Origin of the sequence: Bradyrhizobium glycinis (genome assembly GCF_016031655.1) — a bacterium.
In the GTDB taxonomy this organism is placed as follows: domain Bacteria; phylum Pseudomonadota; class Alphaproteobacteria; order Rhizobiales; family Xanthobacteraceae; genus Bradyrhizobium; species Bradyrhizobium glycinis.
In genome coordinates this window covers 21,364-40,590 of sequence record NZ_JACCHQ010000044.1, presented here as the reverse complement: position 1 = coordinate 40,590, position 19,227 = coordinate 21,364, and the positions used below count along the sequence as shown (strand labels likewise).

Annotated in this window: 18 protein-coding genes, 1 tRNA gene and 1 pseudogene; 5 read left to right on the top strand and 15 right to left on the bottom strand. The window is 64.9% G+C overall.

Annotated elements, in window-relative coordinates:
• From HZZ16_RS35460 to proB, 8 genes are all read right to left on the bottom strand, one after another.
• Positions 1-862, bottom strand: an 862-nt coding sequence (locus HZZ16_RS35460; RefSeq protein ID WP_197955291.1) for a divergent polysaccharide deacetylase family protein, incomplete at its 3' end; no start/stop codon positions are given.
• Between the two features lie 146 nt (positions 863-1,008).
• The gene (locus HZZ16_RS35455) at positions 1,009-2,370 is read right to left on the bottom strand and encodes a S41 family peptidase (RefSeq protein ID WP_197955283.1); all 1,362 of its coding nucleotides are present in this window, start codon (positions 2,368-2,370) and stop codon (positions 1,009-1,011) included.
• Positions 2,367-3,713, bottom strand: a complete 1,347-nt coding sequence (locus HZZ16_RS35450) for a murein hydrolase activator EnvC family protein (RefSeq protein WP_197955295.1) — start codon at positions 3,711-3,713, stop codon at positions 2,367-2,369. Before HZZ16_RS35450 ends, HZZ16_RS35455 begins: the two co-directional genes overlap by 4 nt.
• Before the next feature lie 32 nt (positions 3,714-3,745).
• Positions 3,746-4,228 (bottom strand): 23S rRNA (pseudouridine(1915)-N(3))-methyltransferase RlmH, encoded by a 483-nt coding sequence (rlmH, locus tag HZZ16_RS35445; RefSeq protein ID WP_197955282.1) that lies wholly within the window; start codon positions 4,226-4,228, stop codon positions 3,746-3,748.
• Between the two features lie 92 nt (positions 4,229-4,320).
• On the bottom strand, positions 4,321-4,677 hold the full coding sequence (gene rsfS, locus HZZ16_RS35440; RefSeq protein ID WP_024338888.1) for a ribosome silencing factor: 357 nt from the start codon (positions 4,675-4,677) through the stop codon (positions 4,321-4,323).
• Positions 4,678-4,885: 208 nt separating this feature from the next.
• Positions 4,886-5,530, bottom strand: a complete 645-nt coding sequence (locus HZZ16_RS35435; RefSeq protein ID WP_197955281.1) for a nicotinate-nucleotide adenylyltransferase — start codon at positions 5,528-5,530, stop codon at positions 4,886-4,888.
• Positions 5,531-5,549: 19 nt separating this feature from the next.
• Positions 5,550-6,845 carry a glutamate-5-semialdehyde dehydrogenase gene (locus tag HZZ16_RS35430; protein ID WP_197955280.1) on the bottom strand — a complete coding sequence of 432 codons (1,296 nt, stop codon included), beginning with the start codon at positions 6,843-6,845 and terminating at the stop codon, positions 5,550-5,552.
• Positions 6,846-7,071: 226 nt separating this feature from the next.
• Positions 7,072-8,193 carry a glutamate 5-kinase gene (proB, locus tag HZZ16_RS35425; RefSeq protein WP_197955276.1) on the bottom strand — a complete coding sequence of 374 codons (1,122 nt, stop codon included), beginning with the start codon at positions 8,191-8,193 and terminating at the stop codon, positions 7,072-7,074.
• 207 nt (positions 8,194-8,400) lie between these two features.
• On the opposite strand from proB, the gene HZZ16_RS35420 reads away from it, so the two are divergent.
• Both HZZ16_RS35420 and comJ read left to right on the top strand, forming a co-directional pair.
• Positions 8,401-9,378 carry a Bug family tripartite tricarboxylate transporter substrate binding protein gene (locus HZZ16_RS35420; RefSeq protein ID WP_197955275.1) on the top strand — a complete coding sequence of 326 codons (978 nt, stop codon included), beginning with the start codon at positions 8,401-8,403 and terminating at the stop codon, positions 9,376-9,378.
• Between the two features lie 17 nt (positions 9,379-9,395).
• Positions 9,396-9,899, top strand: a complete 504-nt coding sequence (gene comJ, locus HZZ16_RS35415; protein ID WP_197955274.1) for a competence protein ComJ — start codon at positions 9,396-9,398, stop codon at positions 9,897-9,899.
• A 134-nt stretch (positions 9,900-10,033) separates the two neighbouring features.
• Here comJ and HZZ16_RS35410 read toward each other — a convergent pair.
• The 3 genes and pseudogenes from HZZ16_RS35410 to HZZ16_RS35400 form a co-directional block, all read right to left on the bottom strand.
• Positions 10,034-11,667, bottom strand: a pseudogene (locus tag HZZ16_RS35410) (alkaline phosphatase family protein).
• 228 nt (positions 11,668-11,895) lie between these two features.
• A complete protein-coding gene (gene obgE / locus HZZ16_RS35405; protein WP_197955273.1) occupies positions 11,896-12,936 on the bottom strand; it encodes a GTPase ObgE in 1,041 nt (346 codons plus the stop codon).
• Positions 12,937-13,020: 84 nt separating this feature from the next.
• Positions 13,021-13,503, bottom strand: coding sequence for a MaoC family dehydratase (locus HZZ16_RS35400; RefSeq protein WP_197955271.1), 483 nt, complete (start codon positions 13,501-13,503; stop codon positions 13,021-13,023).
• A gap of 260 nt (positions 13,504-13,763) precedes the next feature.
• On the opposite strand from HZZ16_RS35400, the gene HZZ16_RS35395 reads away from it, so the two are divergent.
• Positions 13,764-14,678 carry a DMT family transporter gene (locus HZZ16_RS35395; protein ID WP_197955294.1) on the top strand — a complete coding sequence of 305 codons (915 nt, stop codon included), beginning with the start codon at positions 13,764-13,766 and terminating at the stop codon, positions 14,676-14,678.
• Positions 14,679-14,845: 167 nt separating this feature from the next.
• Here the strand turns inward: HZZ16_RS35395 and HZZ16_RS35390 are convergent, their stop codons facing one another.
• The 3 genes from HZZ16_RS35390 to rplU form a co-directional block, all read right to left on the bottom strand.
• Positions 14,846-15,439: a GNAT family N-acetyltransferase gene (locus HZZ16_RS35390; RefSeq protein ID WP_197955270.1), complete on the bottom strand. Its 594-nt coding sequence runs from the start codon at positions 15,437-15,439 to the stop codon at positions 14,846-14,848.
• Positions 15,440-15,588: 149 nt separating this feature from the next.
• Positions 15,589-15,858 (bottom strand): 50S ribosomal protein L27, encoded by a 270-nt coding sequence (gene rpmA / locus HZZ16_RS35385; protein WP_008538809.1) that lies wholly within the window; start codon positions 15,856-15,858, stop codon positions 15,589-15,591.
• A 103-nt stretch (positions 15,859-15,961) separates the two neighbouring features.
• Positions 15,962-16,348 carry a 50S ribosomal protein L21 gene (gene rplU, locus HZZ16_RS35380; RefSeq protein ID WP_197955269.1) on the bottom strand — a complete coding sequence of 129 codons (387 nt, stop codon included), beginning with the start codon at positions 16,346-16,348 and terminating at the stop codon, positions 15,962-15,964.
• Positions 16,349-16,680: 332 nt separating this feature from the next.
• On the opposite strand from rplU, the gene HZZ16_RS35375 reads away from it, so the two are divergent.
• A complete protein-coding gene (locus HZZ16_RS35375) occupies positions 16,681-17,805 on the top strand; it encodes an ROK family protein (protein WP_197955268.1) in 1,125 nt (374 codons plus the stop codon).
• Between the two features lie 282 nt (positions 17,806-18,087).
• Here HZZ16_RS35375 and HZZ16_RS35370 read toward each other — a convergent pair whose 3' ends face one another.
• Positions 18,088-18,951, bottom strand: coding sequence for an alpha/beta fold hydrolase (locus tag HZZ16_RS35370; protein WP_197955267.1), 864 nt, complete (start codon positions 18,949-18,951; stop codon positions 18,088-18,090).
• Between the two features lie 163 nt (positions 18,952-19,114).
• On the opposite strand from HZZ16_RS35370, the gene HZZ16_RS35365 reads away from it, so the two are divergent.
• Positions 19,115-19,204: transfer RNA gene (locus HZZ16_RS35365), tRNA-Ser, on the top strand.
• The last annotated feature ends 23 nt before the right edge of the window (positions 19,205-19,227 follow it).

The window sequence follows — 19,227 nt, the reverse complement described above, 5'->3', positions numbered from 1 at the left end:
GGGCGCCCATGAAATTGGTGAGGCCGGCATAGCCCTGCATCCGGCTGAGGTGCCAGTACAGGCGGTCCATGTTCTGGTCGGAGCTGAGCGAGGTCAGCAGCGTTTGCGGCCCCGGATCGTTGTCGGGGAAGTCGTAGGGCTCCATCGGGATCTGGAGGAAGATCTCGTGGCGCTGCGCCCGCGCCCGCTCGGCGAGCTTGCCGGGGTCGGAGCCGTAGGGCGTGAAGGCCAGCGTCACCGCCGGCGGCAGCTTCATGATGGCGTCCAGGGTCTTGGCGGCGCCGACGCCGAGGCCGCCGATCACGATGGCGACCACCGGCATCTTGGCGGCCTTGGCGCGGTCGGCGTCCGCCGCATAGACGTTGAACGGCTTCAGCCCGTCGGCGGCCACCGGGATCATGCCGTAGCGCGATTTCTCCAGCAGTTTCGGATTGATCCCGGCCATGACAGACGGCGGGGCGGAGGCCTCACCCTTGTCGGCAGCATCGCCCGCACCGATCACCACGTCGTGGCGGGCGCCGGTGGAGCCGTCGATCATGGTGATGGTCTTCTGCTCGCCGGGCGCGGCCTGCTTCGGCACCTCTCTGGTCTCGTGCTTGCCGTCTGGTTTGCTCTCGGCGCCGGGGCCGGATGCGGCCGGTTTCTCGTCCGTGGCAGTGGGAGCGCGGATCGCGAGCCTGGCCATCGGCTCGCCGCCGAGCGGATCGTTGTTGAAGATGGCGAAGCCGGCAAAGGTAACCAGGAACAGGCCGAGCAGGACGGCCAGCAGCTGCATGGCAGTGAACGGCAGCCGCAGCCGGCGTTTCCGGCGCGGCTTGTCCTGTCCGAGCGGGGCGCTCAGATCATCGGCCGTCTCAGTCATGCGCGATCCCGAATCACTCGTGCCGACGATACCACGCCGCGGTCAAGCGGCGGCAGGCCGGGAGAGGCCGAATGACCACGGGGGAGTTCCAAACAAAAAGGGCGGCTTCAGGAAGCCGCCCTTTGGAGATCGCGCGTGGCGCCGACTTAATTCGCCGCTTTGGGCTTGTCGGCCGTCGCCTTGTTGTCGTTGCCGGGCGTGGGCGCCGCCGAGGCGCTGTTCTTGATGCCGTGGAGCAGGTCGCCGGCGAGCTTGAGCGCCTTGTCGTCCTTGGCGTCCGGCGGGACGTAGGACTGCGAGCCCGTCTTCTCGTCGCCGTCGTTCTTCAGATGGCCGCGCAGCGAAGCCTCGCCCTTGGTGTCGGTGCGCGACTTCAGCTCGTCCGGCACGTCCTGGAGCACTTCGATATCGGGCACGATGCCCTTGGCCTGGATCGACTTGCCCGACGGCGTGTAATAGCGCGCGGTGGTCAGCCGCAACGCGCCGTTGCCGCTGCCGAGCGGAATGATGGTCTGCACCGAGCCCTTGCCGAACGAGCGCGTGCCGACGATGGTCGCGCGCTTGTGGTCCTGCAGTGCGCCGGCGACGATTTCCGACGCCGAGGCCGAGCCGCCATTGACCAGCACGATGACCGGCCTGCCCTTGGTCAGGTCGCCCGCATGCGCGGTGCGGCGCTGGGTCTCCTCGGCATTGCGGCCGCGGGTCGAGACGATCTCGCCCTTCTCGAGGAACGAGTCGGAGACGGTGACCGCTTCCTCGAGCAGGCCGCCGGGATTGTTGCGCAGGTCGATGATGAAGCCCTTGAGCTTGTCGCTGCCGATCTGGTTCGTGAGGTTACCGATCTCACGCTTCAGGCCTTCGGTGGTCTGCTCGTTGAAGGTGGTGATGCGGATATAGCCGATGTCGTCCTGCTCGACGCGCGCGCGCACCGAGCGGACGCGGATGTTGTCGCGCACCAGCGTGACGTCGAGCGGGTTGTCCTGGCCCTTGCGGATGATCTTGAGCTTGATCTTGGTGTTGACCGGACCGCGCATCTTCTCGACCGCCTGGTTCAGGGTCAGGCCCTGCACCGCCTCGTCGTCGAGATTGGTGATGATGTCGTTGGCCATGATGCCGGCGCGCGAAGCGGGCGTGTCGTCGATCGGCGAGACCACCTTGATCAGGCCGTCCTCCATCGTGACCTCGATGCCGAGGCCGCCGAACTCGCCGCGGGTCTGCACCTGCATGTCGCGGAAGCTCTTGGCGTCCATGTAGCTCGAATGCGGATCGAGGCCGGTGAGCATGCCGCTGATGGCGGATTCGATCAGCTTGGTGTCATCGGGCTTCTCGACATAGTCGGAGCGGACGCGCTCGAACACGTCGCCGAACAAATTGAGCTGGCGATAGGTGTCCGCGGTGGCGGCTCGCGCGCTGGAGCCCATGAACACCGCGCGCGGCTGGGTCACGAACAGCGTCAACGCCGCACCGGTGGCGGCGCTGAGGAGGATTACTGAAGTCTTGCGCATCATCCGCGAACCTTCTCGCCTTCATTTGCGGCCCACCATGGGCCTGGATCGATTGGAGTGCCGTCTTTACGGAACTCGACATACAGCACAGGTTGACTCGCGTTCGTGGCGAGAATGGAGGCGACCTGAGAGGTCGACCCCATGGTCGCGACCGGCTCCCCCGTGAGCACAAACTGCCCGATGTTGACCGAAATGCGCTCCATCCCGGCGATCAAGACATGATACCCGCCCCCGGCATTGAGGATCAAGAGTTGTCCATAGCTGCGGAATGGGCCGGCATACACAACCCAGCCATCACACGGCGTCGTGACCTGGGCGCCGGGCTTAGTCGCCAGCGAAATACCCTTCTGGACGCCGCCGACCCCGTCGGAACCGCCAAAATCCCTGATCTTGTTACCGTTAACCGGAAGCGACAGGAGGCCCTTGGCCGAGGCGAAGGCGATCGCCGGGGTGGTGCGGGACTTGTCCTTGAACGCGCCCGGGCCCTGTTTGGCGCTGGCGGCCGCGTTTGCCGCCGCCAGTTTGGCCTCCCTGGCCTCGGCCTGCCTTGCGGCCTCGGCGGCCTTCTCGGCCGCCTTGGCGGCGGTTTGCAGATCCTGCTCCATCTTGGCGATCAGCCCCTGGAGATCGCCGACCTGCCTTGACAGCGCGATCGCGCGCGCGCTTTCGGCATCGAGGTCTTTTTCCCGTGCGGACTGCTGACGCTGCCGTTCCTCGATCAGGGCGGTGAGCCGGGTCTGGTCGCTCCTGACCTTGTCACGGTCGGAGGCGAGCTGATCGCGCTCGGTGGCGATGGTCTTGCGCAAGGCCACGAGCTCGCCGAGCTCGCTTGCGAGCTTCTCGGCGCGGCCGCGCAATTCCGGCACGACGGCGCCAAGCAGCATCGCGGTGCGCAAGGATTGCAGCGCATCTTCGGGCCGCACCAGCAGCGCCGGCGGCGTGCGCCGGCCGGCACGCTGCAAGGCCGCCAGCACCTCGACGATGTCGGCACGGCGCGAATCCAGCGAGGCGCGCATCTGCTGCTCGCGGCCGTTCAGCGTGCGCAGCCGCGCCTCGGCCTCGTCGATCTTGGCCTCCACGGCGCGCACATTGGCCGCGGTCTCGATCAGCTGCTGATTGAGCTGGGTGCGGTCCTGGCCAAGTGCGGTGATCTCGGCCTTGAGCTTGGCCTGCGCTTCTTCCGCGCTTCGTTGTCTCGCGCGTGCGGCCTCCAGCTCCTGCTCGCGCTGCTTGATCGCGTCGGGCGAGACCGCCGCGGTCTGCGGCGGCGCTGCCGTCTGAGCTTGCGCGAGGCTTGCGCCGGCAAGGCCAGTGATCAGCAGCAGGTTGAGGAGCGGCGCTCGCATCGTGTCGGCAAAGGTGCTCGTTGTGGCGCGCATCATGCGCGGTGATAGGGATGGCCGGCCAGGATGGTGGCGGCCCGATACAGCTGTTCCAGAAGCATGACGCGGACCATTTGGTGCGGCCAGGTCGCAGAGCCGAACGCGATCGCGAGCTTGGCCTTACGGCGCAATTCGGGCGAAAGTCCGTCCGCCCCTCCGATCACGAAGATAGTATGTCCGGCGCCCTCGTCGCGCCAGCGCGCCAGATGCCGTGCGAATACGGTGGAATCGAGATTCTGGCCGCGCTCGTCCAGCGCCACCAGGATCGCCTTATCAGGAATATGCGCCGAGATCGCCGCGGCCTCTTCGGCCATCCGTGTCTGCGCATCGCGTGCGCGGCTTTCGGGAATTTCGTGGATGCCGAGCTCGCGGAATCCAAGCTTGCGGCCAGCCTCCTCGAACCGCTCGAAATAGCGGTCTGCAAGCTCCCGTTCGGGGCCCTGCTTCAGCCGGCCCACCGCAATAACAGCAACACGCATGATTCTGGAGTCGCGTTGACGAGACCGCGCGCAACAAGCGCGCGCACGACGCTAGCATGCGCGTCGGCCGATTCGAAATCGGCCAGTTGAGCCTAGATCGCCTTCGCAGCCCCTGGGCCCTGCGTATACAACCTTTCGAGGTTGTAGAACTCGCGGACCTCGGGTCTGAACACGTGCACGATCACGTCGCCGGAATCGATCAGCACCCAGTCGCAATTGGGCAAGCCCTCGACATGGATGTTCTTGATGCCGTTTTCCTTGAGGCTCTTGGTGACGTTTTCCGCGATCGCGCCGACGTGCCGGTTCACCCGGCCGGTGGTGACGATCATGTAGTCGGAGTACGCCGATTTGCCGCGAAGGTCGATGGTGACCGTCTCTTCCGCCTTCATGTCCTCGAGGCGGGAGAGGATCAGGCTCAGCGTCTTGTCGGCGTCGGGTTGCGCCTTCAAGGCCGCAGCTTTGGTCGATGTTTTACGCGTAGGCTTGGCAACCTTGGGTAAAACAGGCTTGGACAATACAGATGCGGTCAGGGACCATTCCTTTCACTGTATCGCGAACGCCGAATCCGGCGCCCACTGGTTACACTACATCATGTGGGGTTAAGGGTTTCAATATGCCAGAGAGCCCGTAGTCCACACCATGTCCCCACACTTCGTCTCACTTCGTACCTTTCCAGCTCCCGTCCGGGTTCCGTAGGCCGGTGGAGGAGAGATTCAGCTTTAATCCGGTCAGGAACACCCAGGCCGGTGCCGGCCGATCGGCAAGCTGGAATGCCTTGTTCTCGGGCAGACGGTAGCGCGATAACGCCTGGGCTGCGGGCGAGCCCAGCGCGCGAAAACTCTGCGGGGGACGATCGATCACTGCCATCGGCACCTGAGCGGCGATGCGCCGCCAGTCCTGCCAACGATGGAATTGAGCGAGATTGTCGGCGCCCATGATCCAGACAAAGCGCAAGCCGGGGAAGCGGCGGCGCAAGGTGTTGATCGTGTCGATAGTATAGCGGGTGCGAATGACGGATTCGAGACAGCTCACCTCGATGCGCGGATCATCGGCGACCTCGCGCGCGGCCTGCATGCGCGCGCCGAGTTCCTGCAGCGTGCCGTTCTCCTTGAGCGGATTGCCCGGCGTCACCAGCCACCAGACGCGATCGAGTTGCAATCGCTTCAGCGCGAAGCGGCTGATCGCGCGGTGGGCCTGATGCGGCGGGTTGAACGAGCCGCCGAGCAGGCCGATGCGCATGCCCGGCGTCGAGGGCGGAACCGCTTGCGCCACGAAGCGCGGCACGACGAGATTGTTGCTCAATGCCCGCGCCTCGCGACGTCTACGGCCGGGTCTGTCCGGTGCCGTGGACGCGATATTTGAAGCTCGTCAATTGCTCGGCGCCGACCGGGCCGCGGGCGTGGAAGCGGCCGGTGGCAATCCCGATCTCGGCGCCGAAACCGAACTCGCCGCCGTCGGCGAACTGCGTCGAGGCGTTGTGGAGCACGATCGCGGAATCGACCTCGCTCAGGAACTTGTTGGCCGCAGCCTCATCCGCGCTCACGATTGCATCGGTGTGATGCGAGCCGTGGTTCTGGATATGCGCGATCGCGCCATCGACGCCGTCCACCACCTTCGCCGCGATGATCGCGTCGAGATATTCGGTGTCCCAATCCTCGTCGCTCGCCGGCTTGACGCGCGCATCGGCCTTCTGCACGGCCTCGTCGCCGCGCACCTCGCAGCCGGCATCGAGCAGCATCTCGACCAGCGGCTTCAGGCTCTTGCCAGCGGCCGCACGATCGACCAGCAGCGTCTCGGCTGCACCGCAGACGCCGGTGCGTCGCATCTTGGCATTGAGCACGATCGACTTCGCCATGGCGAGGTCGGCGCTGCCATCGACATAGACGTGGTTGACGCCCTCGAGATGCGCAAAGACAGGCACGCGCGCCTCCTGCTCGACGCGCGCGACGAGGCTCTTGCCCCCGCGCGGCACGATGACGTCGACGGCGCCGTTCAGGCCCGACAGCATCATGCCGACCGCGGCGCGGTCGCGCGTCGGCACCAGCGTGATCGCAGCTTCCGGCAGGCCAGCTTCGCGCAGGCCCTGCACCAGGCATTCATGGATGGCGCGGCAGGAGCGGAAACTGTCCGAGCCGCCGCGCAGGATCACGGCATTGCCCGACTTCAGGCACAGCACGCCGGCGTCCGCCGCGACGTTCGGTCGGCTCTCGAAGATCACGCCGACGACGCCGAGCGGCACCCGCACGCGCTCGATGGACATGCCGTTTGGCCGCTGCCAGCGCTCGGTGACGACCCCGATGGGATCGGCGATGCCGCGCACGATGCCGATGCCTTCAGCCATGCCCTCGATGCGCGCCGGCGTCAGCGTCAGGCGGTCGATGAAGGCGGAGGTAGCATTGCCTGAGGCGCGGGCCTCCGCGACGTCCTCGGCATTGGCGGCGAGAATTGCGGCCGCGCTTGCGCGGATCGCCCGCTCCATGGCCTCCAGCGCCCGGTTCTTCTGCTCCGGCGGCGCCAGCGCCAGCACGCGCGCGGCAGCGCGGGCACGGGTTCCGAGATCGGACATCAGCGCCTGGAGATCGGCATTGCCGTCTACGGCTTTGAGGGGGGCGGCCATGGGAGTCAAACCTTCTGCTAAGACAGTGTCCTAGCACGGAAATCCCGCTTTTGCGAAGGGCGGGGAGGGTATGGCTGGTCTCCCCGATAGCGGGCCGGCCAGGTCGGTCCGCCGTCATTCCGGGACGATGCGGAGCATCGAACCCGGAATCTCGAGATTCCCCGGTGCGCAATTGCGCACCTGAGGTCTGGTCCTTCGGACCATCCCGGAATGACGGGGCAAAGTCCTACCCGCCCACCACCAGATCGTCCCGGTGGATCATCTCCGCGCGGCCGCTGATGCCGAGGATGGTCATCACATCAGGGGAGGAACGGCCCTTGATCCGCTCGGCATCGTCGGCGTCATAGGCGATCAGGCCGCGGCCGATCTCGCTGCCGTCAGGGCCGCGCACGATCACGGCATCGCCGCGGGCGAACTGGCCTTCGACCTTGATCACGCCGGCCGGCAGCAGGCTGGCGCCGGCGCGCAGCGCGGTCACCGCGCCGGCATCGATGGTCAGCGTGCCCTTCGGCTCCAGCGTGCCCGCGATCCAGCGCTTTCGCGAGGTGATCGGATTGGCCGGCGTCAGGAACCAGGTGCAGCGGCCGCCATCGGCGATCGCCTGCAAGGGATGCTCGATCTTGCCGGAGGCGATCAGCATATGCGTGCCTCCGGTCGTCGCGATCTTGGCCGCCTCGACCTTGGTGCGCATGCCGCCGCGCGACAGCTCGGACTCGGCATCACCCGCCACCGCCTCGATCTCCGAGGAGATGCTGTCGACGACGGGAATGAGTTTTGCGTTCGGGTTGTTCTTTGGCGGGGCGTCGTAGAGTCCGTCGATATCGGACAGCAGCACCAGCAGGTCGGCGCTCGCCATGGTCGCGACGCGCGCGGCGAGGCGATCATTGTCGCCGTAGCGGATCTCGGTGGTCGCCACCGTGTCGTTTTCGTTGATCACGGGGATGGCGCGCCATTCCAGCAGCTTGCCGATGGTGGAGCGCGCGTTGAGATAGCGGCGGCGCTCCTCGGTGTCCTGCAGCGTCACCAGGATCTGACCGGCGCCGATGCCGTGGGCGCCAAGCACCTCCGACCAGATCCGCGCCAGCGCGATCTGACCGACCGCAGCCGCGGCCTGGCTCTCTTCCAGCTTCAGCGGGCCGCGCGGCAATTTGAGTCGGCTGCGGCCGAGCGCGATCGAACCGGAGGAGACGACCAGGACGTCGCGTCCCTCCTTGTGCAGCTTGGCCATGTCGTCGGCGAGCGCGGCGAGCCAGGACGCCCGAACCTCGCCCTTGTCGGAATCGACCAGCAGCGCGGAGCCGACCTTGACGACGATGCGGCGGAATTGACTGAGTTCGGGGCTGGCCATGTGTGTATGTATGTTGGCGCGCTTGGGCGATCTGCTCTGCATTGGAAACGGCGGAGCGAGAGGCGGCGCCGATAGGCCTGCTTTTGCAGCAGGACGAGGGCCGGCGCAAGGCGCGGAATGGTAAACGGTGCGGGTCTCGTCTTTGGCCTTGTCTCGGACGCCGGCGCGGTTCTAATGCCGGCAATCAAATGGTCGGGAGGGGAAAGCATGGATCGCCGCACATTCATGGCCGGATGTCTTGGGGGATATCTTGGGCTGCCGCTGCTGGCGCAGGCGGGCGGGGCGGAAGCGCAGGCGGGGCTGACGAAAATCATCTTCCCGTTCGCGGCCGGAGCCGGCGGCGACACGCTGTGCCGGCTGATCGCGCAGGAGATGGCGCCGGTGCTGCAACGGACCGTCGTGGTCGAGAACCGCACCGGCGGCGACGGCCTGATCGGCATCAAGGCGGTGAAGGGCGCAAGCCCCGACGGCAGCATGGTGCTGGTGACGACAGGGCCCACCATGTACCTGCTGCCGATGGTGGAGGCGACGCCGAGCTTCGACACGGCCAAGGATTTCATGCCGGTGTCGCTGCTGGCACGGTTCGAATTCGCGCTGGTGATCGGCCCGGGTATCGATGCTGCCGATTTCAAAGCGTTCCAGGCGTGGCTGAAATCGCATCCGGACAAGACGTCGTTCGGCGTACCAAGTAACGGCACCATTCCGCATTTCATGGGCTCCAGGCTCGAGAAGGATCTCGGCATCCCCCTGACCCGCGTGCCCTATCGCGGCAGCGCGCCGATCCTCAACGATCTCGTCGGCGGCCACATCTCTTTCGGCATCACCACACTGGCGGACGCACTGCCGCAGCATCGCGCCAAGGGCGTGAAGATCATCGCGGTGTCGAGCGCGGAGCGTTCGCCATTTGCGCTTGAGGTCCCTACTTTGAAGGAGAGCGGCGTCGATCTCGTTGCCGACGCCTGGTACGGCATGTGGCTTCCCGCCGGCAGCCCGCCGGAGTTTGCGAGCAAGCTCGGCGCCGCCGCGAGCGCCGCGCTGGCCAAGTCCGAGGTGAAGGAGAAGCTGACGGCGATCGGCATGATTCCGGTCGGCAGCAATGCGGATGGATTGACGAAGGAGCTCGCCGCGAACATCGCGCTGTGGCAGCCGATCGTGAAGGCGACGGGGTATAAGATCGAGAATTGAAATCGGTTTGCCTGACAATGACCCAGCGGTTACTCGGTGCTGCTCGCGTGTTTGCGAGCAATTATCAGATCGTCGTGTGCGACGATCCATTCAGGCCTCTCGATGACGGAGAAAACTGGGACGCGGAGAAGACAAAGCAAGGGTTTGCCGGCGCGCCGGCGTTCCGGATGATTGGCACGGAGGCTGATCTCAACGACCATTGGGTCGAACTGGTGTCGAGCGACCGGCCGCCCTCACCAGAAGAATGGCAGCGGATCACCTGCGTACATTTTCGTTCCGGAAGCGGGCGGATCCACGTCATGTCGGTGATGGATAGCGATCCTCCAATTTCTGCGGATATCGAGCGGGGCGACTACGCACTCTACGTGGCCGGGCAAAACCTTGGAGTCGATCAGTTGAGCCTGGGAGAGACGGCGAAGCTCTCGCACGCCCAAATAGCCGAGCGAAAGGACATTGAGTGGTACCGACTGTTTCTGGTGCCAGGTAAGCCTGATTTTGAAGGGCGCGTGGTCGATCGATAGCTAGCGGCGCGCTCTATCCCCTCATCCTGAGGAGCGCGCCTTTGCGCGCGTCTCGAAGGATGAAAGGCCGAGGTGCCAGAGCCGGGCCTTCATGGTTCGAGACGGCGCTATCGCGCCTCCTCACCATGAGGGCCTTAAAGTTTCCCGCGCTGCGCGATGCCGTCCTTGATCGCGGCGAGCTCCGTCTCATCCCAGATGCCGATCAGAATGCCGCCCTTCACCTGGAGCTGGTTATCCGCATAGGCGGCGATCTTCTCGCGTGGCGTGGTGATGTGATCGTTCGGATGCAGCGCCCAGTCGAACAATTCGGCCTGGAGCCGCGCGATGATGCCGGCGCAATCAGGGTCGTCGCCACGATCGACGTACTCTTCCGGATCGCTTTCGAGGTCGTACAGCATCGGGCGGAAGCCGGAGGCGTGGATGTATTTCCAGCGGCCGTCGAACACCATGAACAGGCGGCAGCGCTCGATCGGCTGGTTCAGCTTCAGCCGCACGTCCTGCATGGCGTAGTCATATTCGGAGAACGTCACCTTGCGCCAATCCGGCGGGCTCTCGCCGCGCAGCAGCGGCAGCAGCGAACGTCCTTCGAGGATGTGGCCCGGCACCTTGCCGCCGAAATAATCGACGAAGGTCGGCGCGAGATCGATCGCCTCGACCAGCGCATCGTTGCGCGTGCCGCGCGTGGCGTCGGCTTCCCGCGAGGGATCGATGATGATGAGCGGAATCTTCGCCGATTGCTCGTGGAACAGATCCTTCTCGCCCATCCAGTGATCGCCGAGATAGTCGCCATGATCGGAGGTGAACACGATCATGGTGGTGTCCAGCAGGCGCGCGCCTCCAAAAACTTCATCAGCACGCCCATCTGGTCGTCGATCTGGGTGATCAGGCCCATATAGGTGGGGATCACCTTCTCTCGGGCGTCGTCGCGCGCCATGTTGCGGGAGTAGCGCATGTCCATGTAGGCGCCGAACACCGGGTGTGGATTCTGCCGTTCGCGCTCCGAGCGGATCACCGGGATCATGTCGTCGGTCGAATACATGCTGGCATAGGGCTCCGGCGCGATATAGGGCCAGTGCGGCTTGATGTAGGACAGGTGCAGGCACCACGGCCGGCCGTCGGTCTCGGCCTCGCTGATGAAGTCCATCGCGCGCCGGGTCATATAGGGCGTCTCGGAATGCTCTTCGGGCACACGCGCGGCCTTGTCGGCGTGCACCAGCAGCCAGCCGTTGTGCAGCGAGCCGTCGTCAGCAGCGCCGGAATTGGCCCATTGCTCCCAGGGATTGGCGGCTTCAAAACCCTGCCGGCGCAGATACTCGTCGTATTTCGGGCGTGGCCGTCCGGTGGGATGCAGGCCGTCGTCGCGCTCATAGGGCTCGAAGCCGCATTCGGCGACATGCACGCCGATGATTGATTCCGGCGGAATGCCGAGCGCCTTCATGCCTTCGAGATCAGGCGCCATGTGGGTCTTGCCGACCAGCACGTTGCGCACGCCGATCTTGCCCAGGTGATCGCCGAGCGTGGGCTCACCGACCCGCAGCGGCCAGCCGTTCCAGTGCGACCCGTGCGAGCGCATGTAGCGGCCGGTATAGAACGACATCCGCGACGGGCCGCAGATCGGCGACTGCACATAGGCCTTCGTGAACAGCACGCCGCGCCTGGCCATGGCGTCGATGTTCGGTGTCTTCAGCGTGGGATGGCCGGTGCAGCCGAGGTAGTCGTAGCGAAGCTGGTCGCACATGATCCAGAGAACGTTCTTCGCGCGCGCCATGCGTCATCCCTGCCGTTTCTTGATTGTTCGATGCTGCGCTATTGGAGAAACGAAGACAAGCCGCCTGTGATGCGCGAACCGCGTGGCCACATCCACCGCAGTCGTCCCCGCGAAGGCGGGACCCATAACCACAGGGAGAGGTTTGGCGATGACTAGAAGTTCGGTACTACGACCGTCCTCAATCGAGGTATCGCGCGGTATGGGTCCCCGCCTTCGCGGGGACGACAGCTAAGCCGACCACGGCTCCGCTTCGGCCGCGCTCTTCGCCTTGGCGGAGACCGGGCTCTCGCCGATGACGTCCGCCAGCGCGCGCAATGCTTCCTTGACGCCCTGGCCGGTGACGCCGGAGAGCAGCAGCGGCGTCTTCTTGGCGGCGCGCTTCAGCCGGTCCTTCTGCTTCTTCAGCTCGTCCGGCTCGACCGCGTCGATCTTATTCAGCGCGACGATCTCGACCTTGTCCGTGAGCTGGCCGCCATAGGCGTCGAGCTCCTTGCGCACGGTCTTGTAGGCCTTTCCGGCATGCTCGCAGGTGGCGTCGACGAGATGCAAGAGCACGCGGCAGCGCTCGACATGGCCGAGGAAGCGGTCGCCGAGGCCCGCGCCTTCATGCGCGCCCTCGATCAGGCCGGGAATGTCGGCGAGCACGAATTCGCGGCCGTCGGCATTCACGACGCCGAGCTGCGGATGCAGCGTGGTGAAGGGATAGTCGGCAATCTTCGGCTTCGCCGCGCTGACCTTGGAGAGGAAGGTCGATTTGCCGGCATTGGGCAGGCCGACCAGGCCGGCGTCGGCAATGAGTTTCAGCCGCAGCCAGATCCAGCGCTCCTCGCCGGGCTGGCCGGGATTGGCGTTGCGCGGGGCGCGGTTTGTCGACGACTTGAAATGCGCGTTGCCGAAGCCGCCATTACCGCCTTCGGCCAGCACGAACTTCTCGCCGACCTTGGTGAAGTCGTGGATCAGAGTCTCGCGGTCCTCGTCGAAGATCTGCGTGCCGAGCGGAACCTTCAGCACGATGTTCTTGCCGTTGGCGCCGTGACGGTCCGAGCCCATGCCGTTCTCGCCCTTCTGGGCCTTGAAGTGCTGCTGGTAGCGGTAGTCGATCAGCGTGTTGAGGCCGTCGGCGACCTCGATGATGACATTGCCGCCGCGGCCGCCATTGCCGCCGGAGGGACCGCCGAATTCGATGAACTTCTCGCGGCGGAACGCCACGCAGCCGTTTCCGCCGTCACCGGAGCGGATATAGACCTTTGCTTCGTCGAGGAATTTCATGGGGCATAGGTAGGCCAGCCGGCCCCGTGCGGCAACCCGGATCGGTCCGCAAATCGGCTGAAATTCAGCGAATTGGACCCTTGCTTAACCGGCCGGCCGCCGCCGGATCAGGAATTTCTGCGTGCCCTCGAGCACCAGCTCCTTGCGCTGGTTGAACACGGTGCTGCGCAGCGTCACCGTGCCGGTGGTGCGCCCCGGCACCAGCTCGATGACTTCCAGTGCAGGATAGAGGGTGTCGTCGGCGAACACGGGCTTGAGAAAGCGGCTCGATTGCTCGAGGAAGCCGACCAGCGAGTCCTCGACCAGGAACGGAAACAGGCCGGCGCCGGGCGCGGTGTGGATCAGCGTCTGGAAGCCGTGGGCGAGCAGATGCGGCATGCCGCGGCTGCGGCAATATTCCACGTCATAGTGCACGGGATGAGTGTCGCCGCTCGCGGTCTGGAATGCGGCGAACACCGCAGAGGTCTGGGTGCGGCTCGGCAGCACGAAGCGTTCGCCGACGACGAAATCCTCAAACCAGCGTTGCGCCGGGATCATGCGATGCCGGGCCGGATCGAAATCGGTCATGGCTTAGCTCTCTTCTTGGCTCTCTCGTCGATGTGGCCCGTATCGCTACCGCGATGCGAAGAGTGCGACAATCCGTTCAATTCGGCGGTAGTGGGCTTGTCCCGCCGGCTCACGTCATTAAAACGACCGCAGGCTCCGCTACCAGCCGATTCCTGACGCTCTCTCCCCGTCGTTGCGAGCGTAGCGAAGCAATCCAGACTGCCGCCGCGGAAGCAGTCTGGATTGCTTCGTCGCAAGAGCTCCTCGCAATGACGGCTTCAATGCCCCTGTTCAAGAATCTCTCCGCCTATGACGATCGCTCCGCGCGCCTGGCCGGCATCGGACTCATGGTGCTGTCGATCTTCATGTTCTCGTTCGGCGATGCCATGGGCAAGTTCCTGGTCGGGACTTATTCGGTGGGGCAGCTCTTGTTCCTGCGCGCCTGCGCGGCGCTGCTGCTGCTGTCGCCGCTGATCTGGAAGCAGCGCTACCTGTTCCTGCATCTGGAGCGGCCGGGCCTGCAGCTGGTTCGCGTCGTGCTGTCGACGCTGGAAGTCGCGGCGTTCTTTCTCGCAACCGTCTATCTGCCGCTCGCCGACGTCATCACCTATTATCTCGCCGGTCCGATCTTCGTCACCGCGATGTCGGCGATCTTTCTGGGCGAGAAGGTCGGCTGGCGGCGCTGGACCGCGATCCTGATCGGCTTCTGCGGCGTCCTGATCGCGCTGCGCCCCTCGGCGCAGACCGTCAGCCTGCCGGCGCTGATCGCGCTCGGCGGCAGCCTCTCCTTCGCAACCCTGATGCTGATCACGCGCAGCCTGCGCAAGACGCCCGACATCGTGATGGCGTCCTCGCAATTCATCGGCACGTTTTCGCTGGGCGCGGTGCTGTCGGCGTTCCACTGGGTGCCGCCGACGCCCGGCAGCCTCGTGATCTTCGCGCTCGCCGGATGCGTTTCGGTGACGGCGCTGTTCTGCGTCAACCGCTCGCTCAAGCTCGCGCCGGCCAGCGTCGTGGTGCCCTATCAATATTCGATGATCGTCTGGGCCGTGATCTTCGGCTTCGTCGTGTTCGGCGACGTCCCATCGATCGCAACACTCGTCGGCGCCGCCGTCATCATCGGCGCCGGGTTCTATATCTATCTGCGCGAGCGCGATCTGGGACGGGAGACCGCGGAAGTGAATCCGCCTGCGTGATGCCTACCCTCCCCTGGAGGGGGAGGGTCGCGCGCGCGAAGCGTGAGCGGGGTGGGGTGATCTCTCCCCACGGGCAGTGTTCGACGTGGAGAGACCGTCACCCCACCCCGTCTCACATTTTCGCTGCGCTCAATGTGAGCCGACCCTCCCCTCCAGGGGAGGGTAAGTCACCGCACCCGTCGCGCGCTGCTCCAGCTCTTCAGCGAGGCCCACACCCCGCGCGACAGGCGGAAGCAGTCGACGGGCGTCGAGGAGCCGAGCGCCAGGAAGCGGTGCAGCTGGACGCCGCTCCACTGGAAGCCGCACTTCTCCAGCACCTTGCGCGAGGCCGGATTGGTGACGCGCGCGCTGGCGTAGAGATGCTCGTCCTCGAACTCCTCGAAGAAGAAGTCGATCGCGCCGCGCGCGGCCTCGGTGGCAAAGCCCCGGCCCCAATGCTCGACGCCGAGCCAGTAGCCGAGCTCGGCATTGCCGGGCTTGGAGCAATCGATGCCGACCATGCCGACCGGCCCGCTATCGTGCTCGATCAGGAACACGGTCTCGCTGCCGAGCTCGGCGATGGCGCGGATGAATTCGGCGGCGTCGTCCTGCGAATAGGGATGCGGCAGGCGACGCGTGTTCTCGGCGACACGGCGGTCGTTGGCGAGCCGGGCGATGGTCCTGACGTCGGCCAGCGTCGGCCGCCGCAAGGTCAGCCGCTCGGTGGCGACGACGCTGGGTCTCGCCTCGGCCAAGGTCACGCTCGAGAAATCCTGCAACATGTCCGGCTCCGTGAAAGTCACTAAATCAAAGTGAGCAAACAAAAAGGGGAGGCCGGTTTCCCGCCTCCCCCTGGAGCCTTCGATCTCTTGCGATCTCTAGGACTCCGCCGGTTCAGTCGGGACCGGCGGACTCCAATTTGATCCACCGTCTATTCAGCAGCCTCGGCAATCGGGAGCACCGATACGAAGGTGCGGCCGTTGGCTTTGGCTTGGAACGCAACGCGGCCCTCGATCTTGGCGAACAGAGTGTGGTCCGTACCCATGCCGACATTGAGGCCGGGGTGCCAAGTGGTGCCGCGCTGACGCGCAATGATGTTGCCGGGCGTGACGATCTCGCCGCCGAACGCCTTGATACCGAGGCGCTTGCCCTTGGAATCGCGACCGTTGCGCGATGAACCGCCTGCTTTTTTGTGAGCCATGGCTCGTCTCCGAAATCCTGCGTAGTTCTAGGTCAATTCCTTGACGGAATCATTTCAAAACGTCGCACGCATCAATTCGTGAATTGGCGTGATCGGTTTTGCGTTACTCGGCGGCTTCCGCTGCCGGCGCCGCTGCCACCTTCTCCTTCTTCGGACGCGGCCCCTTGGTGGGCTTGGCGCCGTCGGTCAGGATCTCGCTGACGCGCAGCACGGTGATCTCGTCGCGGTAGCCGCGCTTGCGGCGCGAATTCTTGCGGCGGCGCTTCTTGAAGGCGATGACCTTGGGGCCGCGCTTGTGGTCGAGCACTTCGACCGCGACCGACGCGCCTGCGACCGTCGGAACGCCCAGCACCGGCGTGTCGCCGCCGACCACCAGAACTTCATTCAACTGCACGATCGAGCCGACTTCGCCTTCGATCTTGCCAACTTCCAGGACATCATCCGGCACGACGCGGTATTGCTTGCCGCCGGTTTTGATGACTGCGAACATCGTTTTTTTCCTTCGTGTTCAATCCCGGCCTCGGGACGGGATGCGTCCGGGCCGGCTTTTTGTCAGTCGCTATGGTTTATGCGAGTCTGCGTGGGCGGGACTTATCCCATTGAAAACCCATGCAAAAACAAGCGGCGCGAGAAACGCCCCGCGCCGGCTGTGGGTCTTATAGCGGCCGAGCGCGCCAAGTCAAGGAAAACCGCCGAAAAAGGCCCGGATTTGAAGGCTTTGGACGCGCTGAAAGCGCGCAGCCGAATCTCGACGAGTCATGCAACAAACAGGTTCCCCCGCAGTTGTCCCGGCCGGAACAGGACATGCGGGCTAGGGCTATCATGGGTTCAGACGAACTGGTCAAGGCGACGGGCATCGCCCAACATGGGGCGAGCCGCTTGCCGTCGGTCGATGTCGACAGCTTCAACATCGAGATCAAGGACGAGGACGGCTTCCTCGGCGACCGCGCCAGCAAGGGCGCCTTTCGCGAGATCCTCGAGGAATGGCGCAAGCCGTTGCGCAAGAGCGGCGAGGATCCGTTCGGCGACGAGCCGTCCGACAAGATCAGCAAGAAGGCCCTGGATGCCGTTCTGGTCGGCGACGATACCGAGGCGACTGCCGTCGTGCACAGCGCGATCGAGGACTATGCGCAGGAGCTCGCCTACGTCACGCGGCGGTTTCTCAAGACCAAGGCCTGGGCCAAGACTGAATGCATCGTGGTCGGGGGCGGCTTTCGCGCCAGCCGGCTCGGCGAGATCGCCATTGCCCGGGCCGAGATCATTCTGAAATCGGAGGGCTTCAAGGTCGATCTGGTGCCGATCCGCTTCGATCCTGACGACGCCGGCCTGATCGGCGCGCTGCACCTCGCGCCGTCATGGATCTTCGAGGCCTATGACAGCATCCTCGCCGTCGACATCGGCGGCACCAACATCCGCTGCGGCATCGTCGAGACCCGCTGGAAGAAGGCGCCCGATCTGTCCAAGGGCGTCGTCTTCAAGTCCGAGCTGTGGCGCCATGCCGATGACGAGCCGAGCCGCGAAGCCGCGGTGAAGCGGCTGGTCAAGATGCTGCAAGGCCTGGTCGAGGACGCCGAGGCCGAAGGCTTCAAGCTCGCACCCTTCATCGGCATCGCCTGTCCCGGCGTGATCAATGCGGACGGCTCGATCGAGAAGGGCGCGCAGAATCTTCCCGGTAATTGGGAAAGCAGCAAGTTCAACCTGCCGGCGAGCCTCGTGGAGGCGATCCCCGAGATTGGCGGGCACGACACCGCGATCCTGATGCACAATGACGGCGTGGTGCAGGGTCTGTCGGAAGTGCCGTTCATGCAGGATGTGCAGCGCTGGGGCGTGCTCACCATCGGCACCGGCCTCGGCAACGCGCGCTTCACCAATCGCCGCAAGGAGAACGGCAACGGCAAGGACCGTGATTCCACGGAGAACGGGAAGAAAAAGGGCAAAGCGGACTAGCCAGCGTTTTCGAGCGAAGTGGATCCCGGTTCGCGTCAAGAAAACGCGTCAAAACATAGAATCCAGAGCCCGTTCCGGCTTTGCCGGAACGGAAATGGCTCTGGAGTAACCTTGACCGGTTAGGTTAAGGACCGGATTGCGTTGCGGGCCGCCCGCCGCACGCTAGGGTCGAATCGTCGCTTCCACTCGGCCGGCGAAGCCGCCCTTCACGGCCAGTATTTCAATGAGCGGCACGGGACCGCCAGTGTTTACCGCGTCTGGCGGTCCCACCCCGTTTTTTCCTCAGCTCCACCCGACGCGCGCAAAGAACGCCGCGATCTCGCCTGCCGCGCGATCCGGATCTTCCCGATGCGGGAAGTGGCCGACGTCGGGAAACATCTTGAGATCGAGATCGCTGAAGGTCTCGGACAGCCGGTCGGTCCAAGGATACGGAAACAGCGGATCGTGCTCGGCCCAGCGCACGCAGGTCGGCACCGCGATCGGCGGCAGCCTGGGCGCTTCGCCTTTCATCATCGCCACGCGCCCGGCATGCGAGGCGCGGTAATGCGCAAAGCCGCCGGCGAGGTTGCCGTCTTTCAGGAAATTGTCCGTGAAGGCATCCAGCACGTCGTCGAAGGCGTTCTTCCGGTGCGCCCAGCCTTTGAGGAAATGGCTGATATAGAGCCGGCAGTTCTCCCGGCTTGCACCGATCAGCTGTGGGGCCATCTCCATCTGGTGAAAGGACTGGTACCAGATGTGATTGAGCCGATCGGGTGCGGCCATCCGCGGCCCGATCCCGGGATAGACGAAGTCGAACAAGAACAGTCCCGCCACCCGCTCGGGCGCCTGCCGGGCCAGCGGCTGCATGACAGCGCCCCCGACATCGTGGCCGACGACGCCGAATCGGTCGAAACGAAGCGCGTCCATCAGCGCCAGCATGTCGGCGGCATGGCCGTCCGGCCCGTAAGGGCCATCCGGCTTGTCGCTGTCGCCGAAACCGCGGAGGTCAGGCGCGACAAGGGTGAAGCGGTCCGAAAGCCTCGATATCACCGGCTCCCAGGTCAGCCAGAATTCCGGCCAGCCATGCAGCAAGAGCAGCGGTTTGCCTTCTCCAGCGCGGACCAGGTGGAAATCGGCGCCGTTGGCCGTGATGGTCAGGTGCTCCATGGCGGTTCCTCATTGCCTTGAAAGACCAGGCGGACGACGGTTGGGACGACAAGGGCCGAAACAGGCAGCGGATTTTGCTGTTTCGCGCCTTGTCTGGCCCGCCATCCTCGCCTATTAACGCCCCCGACCACAGGGGCGGTAGCTTCCTAATATGGCGCCTTCAGGAGAGGTGGCAGAGTGGTTGAATGCACCGCACTCGAAATGCGGCATAGGTGCAAGCCTATCGGGGGTTCGAATCCCTCCCTCTCCGCCATATCAAACACGACGCTTCCAAAT